This is a genomic window from Candidatus Aminicenantes bacterium (genome assembly GCA_026393795.1).
Lineage (GTDB): Bacteria > Acidobacteriota > Aminicenantia > UBA2199 > UBA2199 > UBA2199.
Genome location: JAPKZL010000136.1, coordinates 1 through 1,590 on the forward strand (window position 1 = coordinate 1; position 1,590 = coordinate 1,590).

At 57.7% G+C, this 1,590-nt stretch carries 3 protein-coding genes; all 3 read right to left on the minus strand.

Features of this window, described 5'->3' with window-relative positions; genetic code table 11:
- The coding region (locus tag NTW95_06420) for a hypothetical protein (protein ID MCX6557054.1) at positions 1-200 on the minus strand (200 nt) is incomplete at its 3' end.
- Positions 197-1,309 (minus strand): radical SAM protein, encoded by a 1,113-nt coding sequence (locus NTW95_06425; GenBank protein MCX6557055.1) that lies wholly within the window; start codon positions 1,307-1,309, stop codon positions 197-199. The genes NTW95_06420 and NTW95_06425, both read right to left, overlap by 4 nt.
- A 4-nt stretch (positions 1,310-1,313) precedes the next feature.
- Positions 1,314-1,590 (minus strand): permease (locus tag NTW95_06430; protein ID MCX6557056.1); only part of this gene is annotated, 277 nt, incomplete at its 5' end.

Below are 1,590 nucleotides of genomic sequence, written 5' to 3' on the forward strand. Positions count from 1 at the left end.
ACCTCCAAAATTAATTTCACTACTGTGGGGCGCTTCCGTCTATCCCCTTGAGCGGCTTGCGGAGGCCATTTTAGAGAAAAATGGCCGGAGTCGCTTCCCGGCCGGAATGCGGACGGGAAAAAGCGAAAGGGGATGGCGGAAATAGCCCCACTGGATTTAATAAAATAAAGTAAAAACATGGCGTTTTTTAATTGCATCATGGGCATTGGATGAACCCCTGCGACCAGAGGCAACCCCCGCAGGCCGGGTGGACGTTGCCGAAACAGTCCTCGTTGTTGATGTCAGGCAGGTCGCAGCTATTGCAGGTGGTGCAGGGGGCGAAGGCGAACTCGTCCTGCTTGCGCCGGAAATCGCGCCACGCTTCACTGTTCCAAAATTCGGCCAGGCCGCATCCGCTCAATGAACCGAAATGGAACTCGGGCCAGGTGCGGGAATGGCCGTTCAGGAATACGGTATGGCCGTGCAGCAGAGGCAGGCAGGGGCCGGCGCCACCGTCCCAGCGCACGCTGGCGCTGCGCCGCTGCAGGAAAGGGCAGAGCCCCTTGCGCTCGGGGGACAGGGACAGGGAAGAGAGAGTGCCGGGGAAAAGGGCATTCATGCGCTCCAGCGTTTTTTCTGCGATCACCTGCGGGTCGAAACGCGGCACCCGAACGCCCCCCTCGGACAAAGGCTCGAACAGCACCTGGCCGTATAGAACTTCTTTCTCCATATCCCCGGTATATGGTTCGATGTTGCTGAACGAAAACCGGCTGGCGCCGAGTCGCTGGGCCAGGTCCAGGACAGCTGGAAGATCGGCGATATTGCGTTTCATGGCCACGAAGGAAATGCCCAGCTCGGGCTTGCGCCTTCTCGCGTTCAGGCGCTCCAGGTTGGCGATGATCAGCGGCAGGTAATCGCCCAGGCGGACATCGGCGTAACTTTGCGGTGAAGCGCCGTCGATGGAGACCCAGAGGCGGTCGAGGCCGGCCGCGACCAGGCGGTCGGTCATTTCATCATCGAGCAGGATGCCATTGCTGATCAGCTCCGTCTCGCTGCCGTTCAACTTGGCCGCTCCCACCATATCGGCAATGCGCGGATGGCTCAGCGGTTCACCGAAACCGCCAAAAAATATACTGGGGCGCTCAGGTAAAGAATGCAAATCCTTTACTATTTTTTCAAAAAATCCAAACTCCATGAAACCAAGCCCCTCGTCCCAGCCCTGGCGCATGCAGGTGCGGCAGTCGAGGTTGCAGCGGTTGGTCGGCTCGACATACAGCTTGGCCAGACGGTCGATATCCATGTCTGCGCTCAAACCGTTTCCTTTTCCCATCCATTCACCCTTGTTCCTTGACCGCGAATTGCTTGTCTTTTAAAACCAACGCCAGCAAATACCCGATGCCGATAAAAACCGGCAGGCTGAACAAGGCGCGCAGCAGGGAAAACTCAAGCCCCAGAAAGCCGATCTCAAAAGCCAGCATCGGGATCTTCAAGGTGCTGAAAGCACCCAGGTAAACGAAAATATTGCGAACACTGCAGCCCTTTTTCCACAGCAGGGCAGCCACTGGAAAAGCAGCGTAGAGGGGACCGGCCTGCAGCATGGCCAGCAGGATG

Excerpts from the sequence above, each read along its gene's own strand:
- NTW95_06425 (MCX6557055.1), bottom strand. The coding sequence starts at position 1,309 with ATGGGAAAAGGAAACGGTTTGAGCGCAGACATGGATATCGACCGTCTG.